Annotated in this window: 12 protein-coding genes and 1 pseudogene; 6 read left to right on the top strand and 7 right to left on the bottom strand. The window is 68.0% G+C overall.

All coding sequences use genetic code 11. From position 1 onward, the window contains the following. Positions 1-294 precede the first annotated feature (294 nt). Positions 295-1,215 carry an SMP-30/gluconolactonase/LRE family protein gene (locus tag HLH45_RS07475; RefSeq protein WP_046932223.1) on the bottom strand — a complete coding sequence of 307 codons (921 nt, stop codon included), beginning with the start codon at positions 1,213-1,215 and terminating at the stop codon, positions 295-297. Further along, entirely contained in the window at positions 1,215-1,733 is a 519-nt protein-coding gene (locus tag HLH45_RS07480; protein WP_008577083.1) for a cupin domain-containing protein, read from the bottom strand. The genes HLH45_RS07475 and HLH45_RS07480 overlap by 1 nt, the downstream gene beginning before the upstream one ends. A 162-nt stretch (positions 1,734-1,895) precedes the next feature. Between HLH45_RS07480 and glnE the strand changes: the two genes are divergently transcribed. Continuing rightward, positions 1,896-4,721, top strand: a complete 2,826-nt coding sequence (glnE, locus tag HLH45_RS07485; RefSeq protein ID WP_033479252.1) for a bifunctional [glutamate--ammonia ligase]-adenylyl-L-tyrosine phosphorylase/[glutamate--ammonia-ligase] adenylyltransferase — start codon at positions 1,896-1,898, stop codon at positions 4,719-4,721. 103 nt (positions 4,722-4,824) lie between these two features. On the opposite strand, the gene HLH45_RS07490 is transcribed toward glnE, so the two are convergent. Beyond that, entirely contained in the window at positions 4,825-5,376 is a 552-nt protein-coding gene (locus HLH45_RS07490; RefSeq protein ID WP_029818530.1) for a VUT family protein, read from the bottom strand. 781 nt (positions 5,377-6,157) lie between these two features. Between HLH45_RS07490 and HLH45_RS07495 the strand changes: the two genes are divergently transcribed. Continuing rightward, positions 6,158-8,119, top strand: coding sequence for a S53 family peptidase (locus HLH45_RS07495; RefSeq protein WP_033479257.1), 1,962 nt, complete (start codon positions 6,158-6,160; stop codon positions 8,117-8,119). 108 nt (positions 8,120-8,227) lie between these two features. On the opposite strand, the gene HLH45_RS07500 is transcribed toward HLH45_RS07495, so the two are convergent. The 3 genes from HLH45_RS07500 to HLH45_RS07510 are packed head-to-tail and all read right to left on the bottom strand — an operon-like array spanning position 8,228 to position 10,593. Continuing rightward, on the bottom strand, positions 8,228-8,737 hold the full coding sequence (locus HLH45_RS07500; protein ID WP_014089235.1) for a hypothetical protein: 510 nt from the start codon (positions 8,735-8,737) through the stop codon (positions 8,228-8,230). Continuing rightward, positions 8,734-9,603: a DUF2145 domain-containing protein gene (locus HLH45_RS07505; RefSeq protein ID WP_077708898.1), complete on the bottom strand. Its 870-nt coding sequence runs from the start codon at positions 9,601-9,603 to the stop codon at positions 8,734-8,736. Before HLH45_RS07505 ends, HLH45_RS07500 begins: the two co-directional genes overlap by 4 nt. A gap of 42 nt (positions 9,604-9,645) precedes the next feature. Beyond that, the gene (locus HLH45_RS07510) at positions 9,646-10,593 is read right to left on the bottom strand and encodes a mitochondrial fission ELM1 family protein (RefSeq protein ID WP_031420877.1); all 948 of its coding nucleotides are present in this window, start codon (positions 10,591-10,593) and stop codon (positions 9,646-9,648) included. Positions 10,594-10,727: 134 nt separating this feature from the next. Here HLH45_RS07510 and HLH45_RS07515 point away from each other — a divergent pair, with 134 nt between their 5' ends. The 4 genes and pseudogenes from HLH45_RS07515 to HLH45_RS07530 all read left to right on the top strand — a co-directional run bounded on the left by HLH45_RS07515 (position 10,728) and on the right by HLH45_RS07530 (position 14,116). Beyond that, positions 10,728-11,318 (top strand): malonic semialdehyde reductase, encoded by a 591-nt coding sequence (locus tag HLH45_RS07515; RefSeq protein WP_008571724.1) that lies wholly within the window; start codon positions 10,728-10,730, stop codon positions 11,316-11,318. A 231-nt stretch (positions 11,319-11,549) separates the two neighbouring features. Continuing rightward, positions 11,550-12,293, top strand: coding sequence for a YceI family protein (locus HLH45_RS07520; RefSeq protein ID WP_005920166.1), 744 nt, complete (start codon positions 11,550-11,552; stop codon positions 12,291-12,293). Between the two features lie 127 nt (positions 12,294-12,420). Beyond that, a pseudogene (locus tag HLH45_RS07525) lies at positions 12,421-12,660 on the top strand (hypothetical protein). A 184-nt stretch (positions 12,661-12,844) separates the two neighbouring features. Beyond that, positions 12,845-14,116: a histidine-type phosphatase gene (locus HLH45_RS07530; protein ID WP_033479319.1), complete on the top strand. Its 1,272-nt coding sequence runs from the start codon at positions 12,845-12,847 to the stop codon at positions 14,114-14,116. An 82-nt stretch (positions 14,117-14,198) separates the two neighbouring features. Here the strand turns inward: HLH45_RS07530 and HLH45_RS07535 are convergent, their stop codons facing one another. After that, positions 14,199-14,993, bottom strand: coding sequence for a siderophore-interacting protein (locus tag HLH45_RS07535; protein ID WP_014089241.1), 795 nt, complete (start codon positions 14,991-14,993; stop codon positions 14,199-14,201). Between the last annotated feature and the right edge of the window lie 130 nt (positions 14,994-15,123).

A 15,123-nucleotide genomic window follows, 5' to 3' on the forward strand; every position in this document is an offset into this window, starting at 1 on the left:
AGGGAGCAAAGCCCGCTGGCAGTTCGCTGCAAGCGGGCTTTTTTATGCCTGCAGGTTGCCGGGTCAAGCGCCAATCCGCGCGAGATCCGTTGCAAATGAAGGCCGCACCTCATGCCGTGGCTGCCGCCTGCGCGCATCGCGGCGAGCAGGCTTGCATGGCGTGGCGCTGCGCCCAAAACCTGGCGAGCGATCATGCTGCTGGATGTGCACGGCGTGCGTGCAACCGTTCGTACGCGTGATCCCTGCCATCGCGGGCAGCGGCCGCGTCCGCCTGGCGGTTTTCGTTAACCGTTCTTATTGCTGCAACTCCAGCAGCCAAAGCGTGCTGCCGCCAGTGATGAACAATCGTTTTTGCTCCAGGTCGAAGCTGCAGTTGGACGCCGTGGCCGGTGTCGGCACCAGGCCGAGGTATTGGCCATCGGTGTCGAAGACGCACACGCCCGCGCCGGAGCTGCTCCATAGCCAGCCCTGGCGGTCCACGCAAAAGCCATCCGGCAGGCCGTCCGGCACCACCGCGAAGCGGCGCCGGTTGTGCAATGCGCCATCGCGCCAGTCGAAGGCGGTGATCTCCGGCGAGGTCGTGCCACCTTCGGGCGTCTGCGAGACGTACAGCACGCGTTCGTCGGGGGAGAACGCCAGCCCGTTGGGGTGATCCAGGCCGACCATGCACTGCAGGGCACCGCCATCGGGCGGCAGCCGGTAGACGCCGTGATGGTCCAGCTCCTGTGGGCCCGGGCAGCCCTGGCTGGGCTTGAGCAGCCCGAACGGCGGGTCGGTGAACCAGATCGCGCCGTCGTGCGCCACGATCAGATCGTTCGGCGAATTGAGCCGTTTGCCCTCGAACCGCCCGACCACCAGATGCGCCCGGCCATCGACATCGCTACGGGTGATCGCGCGGCGCCCGTGTTCGCAGTGCACCAGTCGCTGTTGCGCATCCACCGCATTGCCATTGGTGAAGGCGGTGGCATCCAGCAGCACGTCCACCGCGCCGTCCTCGCGCCAGCCAAGCACGCGGCGGCCGACCACATCGCTCCAGACCAGCGTGCGCTGCGCCTCCCACCAGGCTGGCCCCTCGCTCCAGGTCGCCTGGTCGTAGAGGGTCAGCAGGCGCGCGTTGCCCAGGCGCGCCGCCAGCCCGGCGTGGCGCGTGGCGGGGGGCGGGCACTCGGCCGGCCGGGCGGCGCCGGGCGCGCGGACGCGGCAGTGGCGGTCCATCAGCGCGGCGCCGGATGGCCGAACGGATGCGCGGTGGCCGCGCCCGGCGATTGCGCAAACTGCACCATCATCTGCAGGCAAGGTTCATCGCCCAACTGGCCGGAGCGATGGCCGCGCTGATCGGTGGTGCCCTGGTCCTGGCCGAAATGGATGTCGCCAGGCCCCATTTCCACGCGTGTGCCGTCGCCGGTTTCGATGAACCAGCGGCCACGCAGCGGAATCACCCATTGCGGGTGCGGGCTCTCATGCCAGTCGCCGACCCAGCCTACCGGCAGCACCGCGAACTGGATGCCGAGCACCTCGCCGGGAAACGGTCGCAACCACTGCGGTGCGGCACCGCCACCCACGCTCTTGCGACCGAAGCCGGGCAGCTGCGAGGCGTTGAGGCAGCTGTTGCCATCCGGCCCGGTCCATAGATGCAGAAAGGGCAGGCTGGGCGGCAGCGCAGGATCGTTGCCATCGGTCTGGAGCGGAATCTGCGAGGGCAGCAAGTGAGCAGGCAAGGTGGTGGGCGACATGGCGGGACCTCGTGCGAAAGCCGCAGTGCAGCATGGCTGTCGTCAGGGCTGCGTAAGCGAGATGTTCAAGGCGGCGAAATGCTGCACGCCCTGTTGCAGTCGCCCTGCGGGATGTCGCGCATGCGTGTACTCCCCGCGTGGCGGGGATGCCAAAATCCGGTCATGCCGATGCCGACCGTTTCCATGTCTCCTGCGCTCACCGCCCTGATCGAGCGGGCCGTGGCGCGTGTCCGTCAATCATTGCCTGCCGAGCAGGCGTGGCCGGGCGGCGGGTTCGATCGGCAGCTTGCGCAGGTCGCACTGGCCAGCGGGTTCGCGCTCGATACCTTGGCGCGGCAACCGGCGTTGCTGCAGCACCTGGCCCAACCCGATCCGCCGCCACTGCCACTGCCGCAGCTGGATCCGGCCCAGCCACCGCTGTGGCCTGCGCAATTGCGACGCTATCGCAGCGCCGAGTCCATGCGCCTGGTCTGGCGCGATGTGCTCGGTCTGGACAGCGTCGAAGCCACCCTGGCCGGCGCCACCCGGCTGGCCGAGCACTGCCTGCAATGCGGCCTGCAAGCGCTGGAGCAGCAGTTCCACACCCGCCACGGCAAGGTCGTTGCTGCAGACGGCAGCGTGCAGCGCCTGGTGGTGTTCGGGCTGGGCAAGCTGGGCGGTGGCGAGCTGAATTTTTCCTCGGACGTGGATCTGGTGTACGCCTATCCGCAGGGCGGCCAATCCGATGGCGCGCGTCCATTGGCAGCAGAAGAGTATTTCGCGCGATTGGGCCAGCAGCTGGCCAGGTTGCTGGACGAAACCACCGCCGACGGCTTCAGCCATCGCGTGGATCTGCGCCTGCGTCCATTCGGCACCGCCGGCCGCGTGGCGTTGTCGTTCGCCGGCATGGACCAGTATTTCCAGCGCGAAGGTCGCGATTGGGAGCGCTATGCCTGGCTCAAGGCGCGCGCGGTGGCTGGCGATATCGACGCCGGCGAAGCCTGGCTGGAAACGCTGCGCCCCTTCGTCTACCGGCGGTATCTGGACTTCACCGCACTGGATGGCTTGCGCGAAATGAAGGCCGCCATCACCGCCGAAGTGGCGCGGCACGATCGTCTGGACGACATCAAGCGCGGGCCCGGCGGGATTCGCGAAATCGAGTTCCTGGCCCAATCGCTGCAGCTGATTCGTGGTGGACGCGAACCGAGTCTGCGCGAACGCCGGCTGCTGCCCGCGCTCCAGGCGCTGGTGGCCGCAGGCCAGATCGACCAGGAGAACGGCCAGGCGCTGTCGACGGCGTATCGTTTTCTACGCCGGCTGGAAAATCGCCTGCAGATGTTGCGCGATGCGCAGACCCACGCATTGCCGCAGGCGCCGCTGGATCGCGAGCGCATTGCGTTGGGCCTTGGGTATGCGGATTGGTCGGCATTGCTGGACGCGCTGGCACCGCAGCGCACACGCGTGGCCGCGGAATTCGCCGAACTGCTGGCCCCGCGCGTGCGCGCCACCGCACCGGACGCGCTTGCCGATTACTGGCGCGCGCTGCCGGAAGGCGATGCTGCGCCGTTGGCGGGGATTGGCTTGCACGATCCCGATGGCGCGCATCAGGCGTTGGCCGATTTCGCGCAGTCTTCCGGCGTGCGCGCGCTGTCCGATAGCGCGCGTGCGCGGCTGGATCGGGTGATGCCGGCACTGCTGCACGCGGCCACCCGCGCCAGCCAGCCCGACGCGGCAGTGCGTCGCATGCTCGGCCTGCTGCAGGCCACCTTGCGCCGCACCAGCTATCTGGCCTTGCTCGACGAGCAACCCAGCGCGCTTGCGCGCCTGGTCGATGTGCTCTCGCGCAGCGCGCTGCTGGCCGAGCGGCTGGCGGCGTATCCGTTGCTGCTGGACGAATTGCTCGACACCCGCATCAGCGGCCCGCTACCGGATCGCGCAGCGTTGCACGCGGCCTGCGCCGAGACCTTGCAGATCGACGACACCGAAGCGGCGCTGCGTGAACTCAACGAGCGCCGGCTTGCACTGAGCTTCCGTATTGCGCTGGCCACGCTGGATGGCCGCCAGCAGGCGGTGGAGAGCACCCGGCAACTGGCCTGGCTTGCCGAAGCGGTCGTGCAGACCGTGCTGCACCTGGCGCGCAGCGACATGCTGGCCGCGCACGGACACGTGCCCGGCGGCAGCTTCGCCATTGTCGGCTACGGCAGTCTTGGCGGGCTGGAGCTGGGATTCGGATCGGATCTGGATCTGGTGTTTCTGTACGATCATCCGCCCGAGGTGGACGCCTCCGACGGCAAGCGCCCGCTGGAAGCCGGGCGCTGGTTTGCCCGGCTTGCGCAGAAAGTGATGGCATTGCTGGCTGCCGAGACCGGCGCCGGCCGGCTGTACGACATCGATGTGCGACTGCGCCCGGATGGCGGCAAGGGCGCACTGGTGTCCTCGCTGGCCAGTTACCGCGACTACCAACGCGATCGCGCCTGGACCTGGGAGCATCAGGCCCTGGTGCGTGCACGCGCGGTGGCCGGCGACGCGGCGCTTTGCGACGCGTTTGCCCACGTGCGTCGCGACACGCTGATGCGGGTGCGCGACACCGCGCAGTCGCACGAAGACGTGCGCAAGATGCGGGCGCGCATGCGCGCCGAACTGGATCGCAGCGATGCCGGCCGGCTGGATCTCAAGCAGGGCGCTGGCGGCCTGGTGGATCTGGAATTCGTGCTGCAGGCCGGCGTGCTCGGGCTGGCAGCGCAGCAGCCGCAGCTGCTGGACGCCTGCGACACGCCAGCGTTGATCGACGCACTGGCGCGCACGCACTGGCTCCCGGACGAGAGCAGCGCACCACTGCATCAGGCGCACGCAGCGCTGGTCGATGCCGGCCTGAGCTGCACGCTGGACCGCCGCCCACGCCTGCTCGCACCGACGCCGGCCATCCAGCAGGCGCGCGGCATCATCTTCAACGCAGCACGTGGGCAGGGCCTGACGTTTCCGCTGGGCAAGGATGAAACAGCGCTGTAAGGGCCCCGGTGAGTGCGCCGCTTTCGATGCAGCTGCGGCAAAGGGCGGCAACGGTGCCTGGCTTTCCTGCCGGGAAGCCACGCATCCATGCGCGTCATGCGTTCTACCGACGCGGCGCACTCCGCCACAGCAGGGCGCGAAACGGGCCGAGCAGGAACACGCCCATGCCCAGTTTTACCGCCAGATCGCCTGCGGCCCAGCTGACCCACGGCAGGCTCGCGCCGGCAAACGCAATGCTCCAGAAGATGGTGGTATCCAGGGTGGCGCTGCAGGTGGTGGCCACGATCGGCGCGCGCCACCAGCTGCCGTCGCGCAGGCGGTCGAACACGCTGATGTCCAGCAATTGTGCCGCGATGAAGGCACTGCACGAGGCCACCGCAATGCGTGGCGTCGCCAGCCAGATCGACAGCAGCACCGCCAGCGCGAACCCGCACCAGGCAACGTGGCGCGCAGCGCGTGGACCGAAGCGGCGGTTGATCAGGTTGCTGACCAGAAACGCCAGCGGGTAGGAGAACGCACCCCAGGTCAGCCAGTCGTTGATCGGGTATTGCACCAGGATGTTGGACAGCAGGACCACCGCGCCCATTGCCAACACCGCCCGGATCAATGCACGGGAGGTGAGCGGGGCAAAGGCAGGTGGCGAGGCAGGACGCATGGCGACACGGTTGATTGGGCGCGCAATTATCGCTTCGACGGCAGGGCTGGACCAGCGCAGCGATGCGCGCCCCGACCACGGCGCCGCTGCGCGAAGACCCCTTCCCGTATCGCGCAGGCGCCTGGCGCCGGACCGTGCCTGTATCGTCGGCGGCGACGACCGAGCGCGTGCGCACATCGCGGCCGCAATACAAAAGCGCGTGCGTTCGTGGCGGCGGCGGCGCTCGGCAGCATCGTCGGCATGCGATGTGCAGAGCGGGGCAAGCCTGCGCCACGACATCGGGTCGTCATCGGTGACGCGTGCACATGACGCCTGACCGGCGGCATCGGCAGCACGCGGTGATCGCAAAGCAGGCGGCAGCCTCGACGCAGGAACTGCGGTGATGAGCGGGCGCAGGTGCGCGCAATGGGCGCTTGCAGGTACTCGCGGCAACGGCGCGCACCTTGAGGCAGCCACGCGCGGCGAGCTGGCACGCAGCGGCACCTGCTGCCGCAGGCGCGCGCACCTCGCTGATGGCGACACAACCTCGCCCGCTGGCATTTCAGCGGTAGACATCGCACGTATCGTCCCGGCTCCCGACCCGCCGTCTGAGTGATGGCAACCCTTGCAAGCCGCGCGACCTGCCGATGCCGATGGAGATAGCCGCCGAATGTGCAGTGTCGCGATGGTGCACCGGCAGCGCTCGGCCTTGCCGTGGTCTGTGTCAGCGGCCAGCCGCGTGGATCGCGGCCCGCGCGGCCATCGATCGCAGCCGGCATCTGTGTCCTGTTTCCGTGTCGACATGATCGCGCCGGTGGTCGCGAGCGGTCGTGCACGTCCCTGCGATGCCATTCGGCCTCGCTCACTGCTGTGCCCCCTGGAGAGATCCATGCTTACTCGCATCCGCTGTCGGCCGCTGCTGGCTGCCGTGCTGTCCGCTTCGCTGTTGGCCTTCGGTAGCGCCAACGCTGCCACCACCGTCCCCGATGCCCGGATTGACGCGATCACGGCCAGCTTGCGCACAGCGCCCGTGTCCTTCGACGTGCATCTGCCACCACGCGACCAAGTGGCCCTGAACGCCCTGCTGGCCGACATCCAGGACCCGCTGTCGCCGCAGTATCACAGGTGGCTGTCGGCGGCCGAATTCCAGCGGCGTTTTGGTCCGGCGCCTGCGCAGCTCGCGCAGGTACGCGCCGCCCTGCAGGCCGCACACATGACCGTGGTGCAGCAAGGGCCAACCCTGCATGTCAGCGCGAATGCCGACAGCGTGGAGCGGTTGTTTGCCGCGCCGCTGGTGGCTGATCTGAACGCCGGCCAGCAGGTACGCCTGGCGGCTGCCGCTCCGCTGCAGCTGCCGGCCGCGCTGCGTGCCAACGGTGTCACCGTCACCGGCCTGAGCCGCGGGCTGCCGGCGGCGCGCATGGACTCGCGCATGCTGGCCGGCACGCCCGGCAACCGCACCGGTGATGGCACCACCAGCTATTGGTACAACGATCTCAAGCAGGCCTACGGCTATCCTTCCTACCAGACGATGATCGGTGCGCCAGGCAAGCAACAGCGGCTCGACGGTAGCGGCAGCACGATCGCCGTCCTGATCGGCAGCGACGTGCTGGATACGGACATCGCCGCGATGTTCGACCACGAGCGCTTCAGCCGCTATGCCGGCAACCATGCCAACCCGACACTGTATGCACGCCGCTATGTGGCCGGGGCCAAGCCCGGGGTGCAGGACGGCAATCGCGCTGCGGTGCGCGAGGCAACGCTCGATGTGGACATGGCACTCGGCGGCGCACCGGGCGCGCACGTGCTGCTGTACGTGATCCCCGATCTGTCCATCGATTCCATCCTGGCCGGCTACCGGCAGATCGTGCAGGACAATGAGGCGGACGTGGTCAGCTCCTCGTTCGGGTTCTGCGAACAGATCTTCACCGCGGCCTATAACGGCAAGGACGCCACTTCCATCCTTGGCCTGTTCGATTCGGTCTTCAAGCAAGGCAATGCGCAGGGCATCAGCTTCGTCGCCTCCAGCGGCGACAATGCCGGCCTGGATTGCCCGGACACGCAATACCTGGTGGAAGGCAAGAACGGCCGGTACGTCCCCAGCGTGCATTGGCCCGCCGCCGATGCGCATGTCACCGCGGTCGGTGGCGGCAACCTGCTCACTGCCTACAAGAAGGGCAGCCTGGATTCGAGCTACCTCAGCGAAAGCGCGTTTGCCGACCCGTTGCAGGCCGAGGACCCGTATGGCGTCGGCGCGCTGCTCAGCGGCGGCTACTGGGGTGCCGGTGGCGGCGTCAGCACGCTGTTCCAGCGTCCGGCATATCAGCTGCGCGCGCTGGGCGGCACGCGCACCTCGATGCGCGCATTGCCCGATGTCGGCATGTTGGTCGGCGGCTGCCCGGGAATCGCCGTGCATCCCTGTCAGCAGGGCACAAGCTCGGTGTCCATCTACGTGGCCGGTGCCATCACCAAGGTGATCGGCACCAGCGTGGCGGCGCCGGAGTTCGCCAGCGTGGCCGCGTTGCTGGTGCAGAAGCAGGGCCGGCAGGGCAATCTCAACGATTACCTGTATCGCCTGGCCGCCAACGGCCCGCAGGCCTATCACCGCGGCATTCCCGGCAACAACGGGGTCGTCGGCAACGACGTGCCGATCGCCGGCAAGTACAACTACACCACCGGCTTGGGAACCCCGGTCGTGCGGCTGATGATCGGCGCGCTGGATGCGGCGCCTGCCGGCATTCCGCGTTCTCCCAGCAATCCGTAAACGCAGCGCGGTTGGAGGCATCGGCGTCGTGGCAACGCCGCCGATGCAACGACGATCGCGCTGCGGTCGATCAGAGGTGGCCCCGGCCTGCGGCGCAGGGCGTGCACGTCACCAGGTCTGGCTGCTGCCGTATGCGGCGGCCGCTTCTGTCGGTACGAACGCCAACGCCTGGCCTTGTTCCGCATGCACGGTCCAGCCGCTGCCTGCGGGGCTAGGTTGGAACGTCACCATTTCGCCGACGTGGAAGCCTGCGGCGGGGTCGTCCTGGCGTGCCTGCCATTGCAGCACTGCGGTGTTCTCGGCATGTTGCGGGTCCTGCAGGCGCACCTGGCGTGCACCCGCAGGCAGGGTGTCGACGGCTTGCACGCGCATTGGCGGCAGCTTGCCCGCGCGTGCCTCGCGACGTGATTCGGCCACTGCATTAGATGCAGCAACGGGTGCGGAAAACACAGAGCCCGCCACACCGGACGCGATCAGCACTGGCATGGCGAGCGACAGTGCCGAATAGAACTCGGATTTTTCGCCGGGTGTGGTCGCTTCACCGGCGTGTGCGCAGGGCAATGTCAAGGCGGCGAACAGGCATGCGCTGGCAGCGAGAAAAGAACGGGCATGCATCATGGTGTTGCTCCAGGAGTAGGGGCGGCGCGTGCAATCGACAGTTCCTTGTCCACCGCGTCGCGCTGATGCAGGAAGTCGAATACCGATTCGACCGTGACCACCGAATAGTTACCGGACACACGTTCGCTCACAGGATGATCGGTGACCGCCGCATTGGCGGCGACAAAGCGCGCGCCGATGCGCTGGCTCAGGTCCAGATGCAGGGCGCTTGGGTGATAGCGCGCGGTGCGCAGCCATGCCTGTGCATCACCGCTGTTGGCAATCGCGACCGCCGGTTGCGCGTCGGCCGCCAGCGCGACGGCCAGCACTTCCAGCACCCATTGGTTGGAGTTTTGATAGTCGGTGGAAAACGGATACGCCACGATGCTGTAGCGCGTTTCATGCAGGCGGTGCGCAAGATCGCCACTGCCAGTCAATCGCGCGTACAGACGTTGCTGCAGTGCCTGGGTGGGAATGCCCACGCGCAGATCGCTGCTCAACGCGCTTTCGCCGATGAAGTTGCTCAGGCCTTCCTGGTAAAGCTGTGACGCATCGCTCTTGCAGCGATTGAGCAGGTGGCGCACCCGCCAGCCGCCATCATCGTCGCGCACGGCAAATGCCAGGTGGCTATGTTTCAGGCCGTAGCGGCTTAGATCCTGGCCGCCGCGCGCCAGCAGCACCACCTTGGCATCGGGCAACGCATCCAGCGCCTGCGCGGTGGAGGTGGCCATGTCGAACATCGCGGCAGCGGTGTGCGGCGTGGGATAACGCGGCACGCAACGCGGTGTTGTTGCGTTGGACGCCAGCGGTAATGCGGCCAGTACCAGCAGCGCAATTGCCTTGCGCCGGGTTTGCCGCATCCATCGCGCGTGGATCGTCCCTGTCATGCACATCGTCCTTGTCTCGCTGGCCCGCTGGCGGGCGTTGGGTTATGGCAGCAGGCGCGCGCGTACCTGCATGGCGATGCGCTCGGTTTCGCGCACAGGAACGATATCGACAGCGCTGGCGAGAACTTCATCGACTAAGTGCAAGCGCTGGCGTTGCCGCAACGCTTGCAAATAGGTGTCAACGCGCCCACGTGCCTGCTCGCCGAACGCGGCAGCGACCGGTACGCGGGTGGCACAGGCTTCGGAGAGCAGATTGACCGAATCGGCGCTGGCCACGATGGCATCGGCCCAGCCGAGCAGTCCAGCGTAGGGGTTCGGCCCATCGCGCTCATCGCACCACAGCAGATGCGGCAGGCCGGCGCAGGCCGCGCGCAGCGTTGCGAGTGCATCGCCCGGTGTGCGGCGCGAGGTGGTCACCAGCAGGCTGCCGCCCAGCGCGCGCAGTTGGGCGCTCACGCGCGTGCACAGCGCCGCCAGCGCCTGTGGCGTCCACGGCACCTGGGCGGTGGGGCCACCGACCAGCAGCGCCAGCCGCGGGCCCGGGAAGCCGCCCAAGGCGGGGAAGGCGGCCCGCCCGGCCGCCAGCCACGCATCGTCCACCGGGTGCAGGCTGCCGAGCAGGGTGAGCACGTTGCTGCCGCGCAGTGCATCGTGCTCGGGCACCACCAGCAGGTCCCAGTGCCGCGGGTCCAGCCGCGGATCCAGGATCTGCACGCTGCGGCTGCCGTGGGCACGCAGCAACCGGGTGGCCAGCGCCGCCTGCCTGCCGCAGCCGATGGCCAGCGCCGGGGGCTGCTGCAGTTGCCGGGCAAATGCCGCGCCAAACGCCTGCCGTGCGCCGGGGAGCCGCCGCGGCGCCGCCCAACGCCACGGCGCGTTGGTCTGCAGGTGCAGTGGCTGGTAGGCAGCGGGCTGCAATGCACGCGCCAGCGCCTCGGCCTGGCGCGCATTGCCGGCACGGCCGTCGCTCAGTGCCCAGGTCAGCCCCATCGTTTCAGATCCGACATAGATTTGTTTCAGATTGAACGCGTGTGGCGGCAATCGCGCCACTCTACACTGCGGGTCTTCACACTGGCGCCGACGCCGCAGCCTACCGTCGCACCACCCCTTCCTCTGGAGTGCTCATGTCCGACTCGCTCAATGCCGCCGCACTGGATCAGCTGTTCCGCACCGCCCGCACGCAAAATGCGTTTGCCGACACGCCGGTCAGCCACGAGGTGCTGCGTGAGCTGTATGAGCTGGTGAAGTGGGGGCCCACCGCGGCCAATAGCGGCCCGGCGCGCTTTGTGTTCGTGACCAGCGCCGAAGGCAAGGCCAAGCTCAAGCCGGCGCTGTCGGAGGGCAATGCCGCCAAGACCCTGGCCGCGCCGGTGACGGTGATCGTGGCGCACGACGAAGACTTCCACGAGAAGCTGCCGTACCTGTTCCCGCATGCCGACGCCAAGAGCTGGTTCGACGGCCCGCGCGAGGGCCGCACCGAATCGGCGTTCCGCAATGGCTCGCTGCAGGGCGCCTACCTGATCCTGGCCGCGCGTGCGCTGGGACTGGACGCCGGCCCGATGTCCGGCTTCGACAACGCCAAGGTGGATGCGGCGTTCTTTGCCGGCACGCCGATCAAGTCCAACTTCCTGGTCAATCTTGGCTATGGCGACCCGGCCGGGCTGTTCCCGCGTTCGCCACGCCTGAGCTTCGACGAAGCGGCGCGCTTCGAGTAAGGCGATGCATGCGTGCCGGCTGCCGCGCAGCGCCGTGGACGGCGTGCGTCGGCCCGGCACACCGCGTGTGCCTGCCGCGTCAAGCGACGCAGTTGGCCGTTCGCCTGACGATCGCTTGATCTGGCTCGCCGTGTCGACGTACATGGTGTCTTGCGTTTCCTGCAGTCCTCGTCCGTCTGCATCTGTCCCACCCGCGTTGATCCGACGCGTCTCTCATCCCATGGAGTTCCAATGAAGACCACCCACAAGCTGTTGCTGCCGCTCGCCCTGACCCTGGCCATTGCCGCCTGCTCCAAGCCGGCCGAGAACACTGCCGCTCCGGCCGCCGAAACCCCGGCGGCGGCCACCGCACCGGCCGACGCCGCTGCTGCGCCGGCACCTGCACCGGCGGCTGCGGCCTCGACCGCCCCGGCCGTGGAAGTGGCGTCGGGCACCTACACCCTGGACCCGTCGCACACCGACGTGCTGGCGCAGTGGAGCCATTTCGGTTTCTCCAACCCGAGCGCGCACTTCGGCAATGTCGACGGCACCCTGGTGTACGACGCGGCCGACGTGACCAAGTCCACCGTGCAGGTCACCCTGCCGCTGTCCGGCTTGAACAGCTTCACCGCCAAGTTCGACGAACACCTCAAGAGCGGTGATTTCTTCGACGCGGCCAAGTTCCCGACCGCCACCTTCAAGAGCACCAAGGTGGAAGCTGCCGGCACCAACAAGCTGACCGTCACCGGCGACCTGACCATCAAGGGTCAGACCAAGCCGGTCGTGCTGGACGTCACCCTCAACGGTGCCGGCGAGCACCCGATGAAGAAGGTGCCGGCCGCCGGTTTCGACGCCACCACCACCATCAAGCGCAGCGATTTCGGCCTGGGCCAGTACGCCCCGAACGTCAGCGACGAAGTGAAGATCCGCATCACCACCGAAGCCCTGCAGGCCAAGGCGGGCGATGCTGCGGCGAAGGATGCCGCTGCCAAGTAAGCGGTCTGGCTGCTGTCCAGGCAAAGGCCCGCTTCGGCGGGCCTTTGTCGTTGAGGGTAACGGCCAAGTGAGATGCCGTCGGGCGTGGTCACGTCATGTTGGGGCGGCCTGCGTGCCGGGGCGAATCCTGGGAAACACCGCCGCTCACGGCATCGCCGGCAGCGTGGACTGCGTGACCGTGGCATCGGCAAACAGGTGGCCGTCGCGACGTTTGGCAAACCTGGCGCCGCTGCACTGTCTCGATAGATCGCGCCATCGCCATCGCCGCGAATCAACGGCCGGGCGCAACGCGCGGCAACGGAGTTGCGGCTGTCATCCACGCGTCATCCGGTCCACGCAGGCTGGGCGCATTTTTCTGGAGCGGTGATGTCTGTCGTGCGCTTGGGTAGATTGTTGCCGCTGTTCCGGCAAGGGCAGCCATTGCGCCACCGCGATGTCCGGCCTCGCGGCACGCGCACCGTTGGCGCGCGTTCCATCCATGCACCGCGGTATGCCGGTCAGCCTGGACGCGGGAGAGTGCTCGCGTTGTCGGCAACGTTATGAGGCAAGCCATGCACAATCGCTCTTTTGCCGGAACGATGCGGCACGCACTGCTCGGTCTGGCGCTCTGCCTGCCGATGGCAAAACCGGTCGTGGCAAAAGAGACCGCCGCTGCAACCGCGCACCTGCGCCTGACCATCGTGCTGGTGCGGCATGGCATCCGTGCACCGACCCAGCCCGGCAGCGAGCTGGATCGCTACAGCGCGCAGCCATGGCCGCACTGGCCGGTGGCCGCGGGCCAGCTGACGCCGCACGGACGAGCCGGCATGCAGGCGCTGGGCGCACGTTATCGCGCGTTATTCGCGCCGCCGCTCGGACTGGCGGCCAGTGGCTGCGCGGGCACCGAACAGATCGTCACCATCGCCGACAGTACCGCCCGCAACCACGCCAGCGCGCAGGCGCTGCTGCAGGGCATGGCGCCGGGCTGCGCAGTGCACTACCAGGCCCTGCCGGAGGGCGAGCGCACTGTATTGTTCGATGGCGGCAAGGCGCCCACGCCGCCGGTGCGGCTGGAAGCTGAGACGCGCGCGCAGCTGGCGCACTTGCAGGCGGTGTTGAGTGCCTGCCAGCACGGACGCTGCGCCACGCCGCCGCCTACCCGCCTGCTCTACGAGCCGGCTACGCGCGATGGCTCGCCGGCCGCGGCCAGCACCCTGAAGCTGGCCGGCGGACTGGCCGAGAACCTGATGCTGGAAGACATCGAAGGCTTCGATGCGGCGCAGCTGGGCTGGGGCCGGGTGGATCGCGCCGCAGTGGCGCAATTGATTGCCCTGCACAACACCTCGTTCGCCCAGAGCAAGCGTCCGTTGCCGGTTGCCACGGCGGCGGCATCCAACCTGCTCGCGCATCTTCTGGCCACCGTGCAGGCCGCGGTCGGGCAGACGCCGTCGGTAGCGGCATTGGCGCCGCCTTCCACGCGGCTGCTGGTGCTGGTGGGACACGACACTACCTTGGCCACGCTCGGTGGACTGCTCGGCGTGCAGTGGCATCGCAGCGATCGTCCCGACGACTATCCGCCCGGCGGTGCGCTGGTGCTGGATGTGTTCGAACGCGACGGCATGCCGTTGCTGCGCGTGCGGACCTTGATGCCCAGCCTGGCGGCGTTGCGCAGCGGGCGCTTCGACGGCGATGCGCTGGCCTCGTCCACCCTGGTATTGCCCGGTTGCCACGGTCAGGCCTTGTGTCCATTGCCGGTTGCGTTGGCCTGGCTGCGCACGCGCATCGATCCGGCCCAGGTGCAAGTGGCGTTGCCGGCCATGCAGTCCTGGCCGGCGTCACCGTAGCGCATGTCATGCACGGCGAGTGCGCAAGAAGCGGCTTAGTGACGCGTTGAGAGCCGACGCGCCTTGCGTGCACGCAGGGCAATCACTCCTCGCCGTGCTCGCCGCGCGCCTTCCAATAGCCTTTTGCGCGCACCCATTCCTTGTCCACACCCAGGTGGTCTTCGAGGAATTTGCGCATGGCGCGCGCGCGCATCGATTCGGCGCCGATCCAGTAGAACGTGTCGCCATCCTCTGGCTCGTAGTCGCGCAGGCTGTCTTCCAGCAGGGTGCTGCTGACGGCATCGAAGCCATTGCGCTCCAGCCAGTTCACCCGCACCTCGGCCGCGCTGAGCAGTTCCTGCCGCTCGGCGGCATCGGCGATCTCGATGAATACTTGCGCGTGCATGTCGGCGGGCATCGCTTCGAGCCAGCGGCCGATCGCCGGCAGCGCGGTTTCGTCGCCGATCAACACGTAGTGGTCGTAGTCATCGGCAACCAGGAACGAGCCGCGCGGGCCGCCCAGTTTCAGTGGATCGCCGGGCTGTGCGCGCGCGGCCCAACCGGACGCCACGCCCTCGCCGTGCAACACGAAGTCGATGCTCAACTCGCCGCTCTGCGGATCGAAATCGCGCGGCGTGTAGTCGCGCGCCGGCGAAGGCAGCGCGCCTTCTTCGTAGCGCGGGCCTTCCGGCGTCATGGTCGGCAGGACGAAGGCGCCGTCGGCGTTGGGAAAGAACAGTTTGACGTGATCGTCCGGCGCATCGCTTTGAAAGCCGGCCAGGTCGCTGCCGCCGAACACGATACGGCGCATGTGCGGGGTGATCGCTTCGCAACGCAGCACCTGCACGGAACGCAGGCGTGGGTCGCGACGGAGTTGGGTATTGGTGTGTGCAGCCATGGGATGCAATTCCTGGAGTGCCGCACGGATGCGCGGCGGTGCGGGGGAAGAGGGAGCGTTACGAAATCAATGCGTGATCAGTCAATGACGTGGTGAGTGGCGATCGGCCATGCTGGTGTGCTGTCATCCA

This window comes from Xanthomonas euvesicatoria (assembly GCF_013112235.1).
Taxonomy (GTDB): domain Bacteria; phylum Pseudomonadota; class Gammaproteobacteria; order Xanthomonadales; family Xanthomonadaceae; genus Xanthomonas; species Xanthomonas euvesicatoria.

Bases quoted from the DNA above. Each gene is read 5' to 3' on its own strand.
- HLH45_RS07490 (WP_029818530.1), bottom strand. From the start codon at position 5,376: ATGCGTCCTGCCTCGCCACCTGCCTTTGCCCCGCTCACCTCCCGTGCA.
- HLH45_RS07495 (WP_033479257.1), top strand. From the start codon at position 6,158: ATGATCGCGCCGGTGGTCGCGAGCGGTCGTGCACGTCCCTGCGATGCC.
- HLH45_RS07530 (WP_033479319.1), top strand. From the start codon at position 12,845: ATGCACAATCGCTCTTTTGCCGGAACGATGCGGCACGCACTGCTCGGT.
- HLH45_RS07480 (WP_008577083.1), bottom strand. From the start codon at position 1,733: ATGTCGCCCACCACCTTGCCTGCTCACTTGCTGCCCTCGCAGATTCCG.
- HLH45_RS07515 (WP_008571724.1), top strand. From the start codon at position 10,728: ATGTCCGACTCGCTCAATGCCGCCGCACTGGATCAGCTGTTCCGCACC.
- HLH45_RS07500 (WP_014089235.1), bottom strand. From the start codon at position 8,737: ATGATGCATGCCCGTTCTTTTCTCGCTGCCAGCGCATGCCTGTTCGCC.
- HLH45_RS07520 (WP_005920166.1), top strand. From the start codon at position 11,550: ATGAAGACCACCCACAAGCTGTTGCTGCCGCTCGCCCTGACCCTGGCC.
- HLH45_RS07505 (WP_077708898.1), bottom strand. From the start codon at position 9,603: ATGACAGGGACGATCCACGCGCGATGGATGCGGCAAACCCGGCGCAAG.
- glnE (WP_033479252.1), top strand. From the start codon at position 1,896: ATGCCGATGCCGACCGTTTCCATGTCTCCTGCGCTCACCGCCCTGATC.
- HLH45_RS07535 (WP_014089241.1), bottom strand. From the start codon at position 14,993: ATGGCTGCACACACCAATACCCAACTCCGTCGCGACCCACGCCTGCGT.
- HLH45_RS07510 (WP_031420877.1), bottom strand. From the start codon at position 10,593: ATGGGGCTGACCTGGGCACTGAGCGACGGCCGTGCCGGCAATGCGCGC.
- HLH45_RS07475 (WP_046932223.1), bottom strand. From the start codon at position 1,215: ATGGACCGCCACTGCCGCGTCCGCGCGCCCGGCGCCGCCCGGCCGGCC.